Origin of the sequence: Spirillospora sp. NPDC046719 (assembly GCF_040645715.1) — a bacterium.
GTDB lineage: Bacteria > Actinomycetota > Actinomycetes > Streptosporangiales > Streptosporangiaceae > Spirillospora.
This window is the reverse complement of record NZ_JBEYYT010000713.1, coordinates 1-3260: the sequence shown is the minus strand read 5'-3', so window position 1 is coordinate 3260 and position 3260 is coordinate 1. Positions and strand designations below refer to the sequence as shown.

Here is a 3260-nt window from a genome sequence, read left to right as displayed (position 1 = left end):
CTGCGCGGTTGCCGCCAGCCCGCCCCCGCGCGCCGCCCCCGCCCGCGCGAGAGCGCCCCCCCCCCCACCCCCGCCCGCCGCCCCCAGCCCCCCCCCCCGCCGCTACAGCCGCAACGAAGACGCGATCGCCCTCGCCGCGCACGCCGCCGGTGTCGTCGCGGTCGTGTCGGACGGCGTCGGCTCGTCGCAGCGTCCGGACGAGGCGTCCCGCGCGGCCGCCGACACCGCCGCCGCCGAGCTGGCGGCGCTGCTGGACGCGGGCCGCGACCCCGAGGAGGCGACCCGCGCGGCGGCGCTGAAGGCGGCCGACGCGGTCGCGGCGCTCGCCGCGTCCCCGTCGGAGGCGCCGTCGTGCACGTACGTGTCTGCGGTGACGCGCGGCGGCGCCCTGACCGTCGGCTGGGTCGGCGACAGCCGGGCCTACTGGCTGTCCGCCGACGGGGACGGGACGGCCGACTCCGGCGAGGAGGAGACCCGCCCGGACGCGACGCGGCCGGACGGCCTCGGAGCGGACGACACCGAGCCGAACACCGGCGACACCGAGCCGAACACGGGAGACATGGCCGAGCTGGGCGCGTCCCGGCAGCTCACCGAGGACGACTCGTGGGCAGCGATCATGGTGGCGCAGGGCGCGCTGACCGAGGCCGAGGCGGAGGCGCACCCGAACGCGCACGTCATCACCGCCTGGCTGGGCGCGGACGCGGGCGAGGTCCGGCCGCACGTCGCGACGTTCCGCCCGACCGGCCCCGGCACGCTGCTGGTGTGCAGCGACGGCCTGTGGAACTACTTCCCCGCGGCCGCCGACCTGGCGGCCCTCCTCGGCGGGCCCAGAGGCGGCTCCGAGCACGCCCCCGCGCACGACCCGGCGGCGGCGGGCGAGGGCTCCGAGGCGGCCGCCGAGAACGCGGCGGCGGGCGCCGCCGAGGGCGCACCCGCCGAGAACGAGCGGCCCGACCCGGCCGCCGACCCGCTCGGCGCCGCGCGGACGCTCGTGCGGCACGCCCTCGACGCCGGGGGGCGCGACAACATCACCGTCGCGGTCATCCCCTTCCCCCCTCCCCCAGTCCCCCCGCGCACGCACCCCGAGAGCACGGAGCAGCACCGATGAGCGAGCAGCCGCAATTCACGATCAAGGTCGACCAGAACAAGTACCTGCCCGCGGGCGGCCGCGAGGTGCACGCCATCGTGTCCGTCGAGGCGACCGGCCCGGCGCTGCCGTCGCCGTCCGCGGTGGACGCCGCCGTGGTGATCATCATCGACACGTCCGGCTCGATGTCGTACCCCGACAGCAAGCTGCGCGCCGCGGTCGCCGCCGCGCAGACCGCGGTGGACACGCTGCGCGACGGCGTCGAGTTCGCCATCGTCTCCGGCTCCAACTCGGCGTCGATGGTCTTCCCGCAGCAGCCCGGCCTGGTCAAGGCGTCCGACGGCACCCGGCAGCGCGCCAAGCAGGAACTGAAGCGGCTGAAGGCGTCCGGCGGCACCGCCATCGGGTCGTGGCTGCGGCTCGCCGACCAGATCTTCGACGCCCGTCCCGGCGCGATCCGGCAGGCGATCCTGCTGACCGACGGCAAGAACCAGCACGAGACGCCCGAGCAGCTCAACGCCGCGCTGGCGCGCTGCGCGGGCCGGTTCGTCTGCGACTGCCGCGGCATCGGCACCGACTGGGAGGTCGCCGAGCTGCGCCGGATCGCGTCCGCGATGCTCGGCAGCGTCGAGTTCATCCGCGACACCAACGACCTCGCCGCCGACTTCCGGGCGATGACGGAGGCGGCGATGGGCAAGGCCGTCGCGGACGTGGCGCTGCGGGTGTGGACGCCGAAGACCGCGACGCTGAAGTTCGTCAAGCAGGTCATGCCGTCGGTGGACGATCTCAGCGGCAAGCGGGTGGAGTCGGCGCCGCAGGCCGGCGACTACCCGCTCGGCGCGTGGGGCGCGGAGAGCCGCGACTACCACGTCTGCGTCGAGGTGCCGCCCGGCGAGATCGGCAAGGAGGTCCGCGCCGCCTGGGTGAAGCTGGTCGTGCCGGGCGCCCCCGGCGAGGAGGCGCAGGTGCTGGCGACCGGGAACGTGCTCGCGCAGTGGACCGACGACGAGGCCCTCTCCACCAAGATCAACTCGCGGGTCGCCGACTACACCGGGCAGGCCGAGCTGGCGCAGGCCATCCAGGAGGGCCTGGAGGCCCGCGGCAAGGGCGACGTCGACACCGCCACCGCGCGGCTCGGGCGCGCGGTCGTGCTCGCCGACCAGGCCGGCAACGAGGAGATCACCGCGCTGCTGCGCCGCGTCGTGGACGTCGTCGACCCGGTCACCGGGACCGTCCGGCTGAAGCGCGACGTCGACAAGGCCGACGAGATGACGCTCGACACCCGCTCCACCAAGACCGTCCGGACGCGCGGCGCCGAGACCCCGACGACCCGCAAGGACGAGACCGTCCCGACGCGGCGGGGCGAGGGCTGAGCATGGCGATCTGCCCCAACGGACACACCTCGCGGTCCGCGGACTACTGCGACGACTGCGGCGAGCTCATCGGCGCGCCCGCCGCGCCCCCCGCGTCCCCGTCCGGCGGGGGGCCTGCGGCGCCGTCCGGACCGTCCGGGGAGCGGCGTTGCCCCGACTGCGGCGAGCCCGGCACCGACCGGTTCTGCGAGATCTGCGGCTACGACTTCGCGACCGGCGGCGGCAGGCCCACGCCCGACCGGCCCCTTCCCCCGCCCCCGGGACCGCCAGGACCGCCGGAACCGCACCCAGGACCACCGGGACCGCCTCCACCGCCTCCACCGCCCGCGCCGAACGCGACGGGCTGGACGGCCGTGGTGGCCGCCGACCGCGAGTACTACAACGCGGTCATCGCCGAGGAGGGCCCGGACTCGGCGACGCTGGCGTTCCCGCCGTACGCGCCCGAGCGGCGGATCCCGCTCGCCGGGCAGCAGATCCGCATCGGGCGGCGCAGCTCGGCGCAGCCGTCCCCGCCGGAGATCGACCTGCGCGAGCCGCCGGAGGACCCGGGCGTCTCGCACGTCCACGCCGTGCTGCTGGCCAAGCCGGACGGCTCCTGGACGCTCGTCGACCCCGGCTCCCGGAACCGGACCTGCCTGAACGGCTCCACCGATCCGATCCCGCTGAACGAGGAGGTCCCCGTGTCCGCGGGCGACCGCATCCACGTCGGCGCCTGGACCACCATCACGCTGACCAGAGACGAGGCGACATGACGGCCGTCCAGCAGGCGCCGGGAGGACCGCCGGGCGCACCGTCCGGCC

Annotated in this window: 3 protein-coding genes; all 3 read left to right on the top strand. The window is 76.2% G+C overall.

Annotation, left to right across the window (positions count from 1 at the left end; genetic code table 11):
- Positions 1 to 1108, top strand: a 1108-nt coding sequence (locus ABZ914_RS49075) for a PP2C family protein-serine/threonine phosphatase (protein ID WP_500201475.1), incomplete at its 5' end; no start/stop codon positions are given.
- Positions 1105 to 2460, top strand: coding sequence for a vWA domain-containing protein (locus tag ABZ914_RS49070; RefSeq protein WP_500201474.1), 1356 nt, complete (start codon positions 1105 to 1107; stop codon positions 2458 to 2460). The genes ABZ914_RS49075 and ABZ914_RS49070, both read left to right, overlap by 4 nt.
- A 2-nt stretch (positions 2461 to 2462) precedes the next feature.
- Positions 2463 to 3212, top strand: coding sequence for an FHA domain-containing protein (locus ABZ914_RS49065; RefSeq protein WP_500201473.1), 750 nt, complete (start codon positions 2463 to 2465; stop codon positions 3210 to 3212).
- Positions 3213 to 3260 lie beyond the last annotated feature (48 nt).

Bases quoted from the DNA above. Each gene is read 5' to 3' on its own strand.
- ABZ914_RS49070 (WP_500201474.1), top strand. From the start codon at position 1,105: ATGAGCGAGCAGCCGCAATTCACGATCAAGGTCGACCAGAACAAGTAC.
- ABZ914_RS49065 (WP_500201473.1), top strand. From the start codon at position 2,463: ATGGCGATCTGCCCCAACGGACACACCTCGCGGTCCGCGGACTACTGC.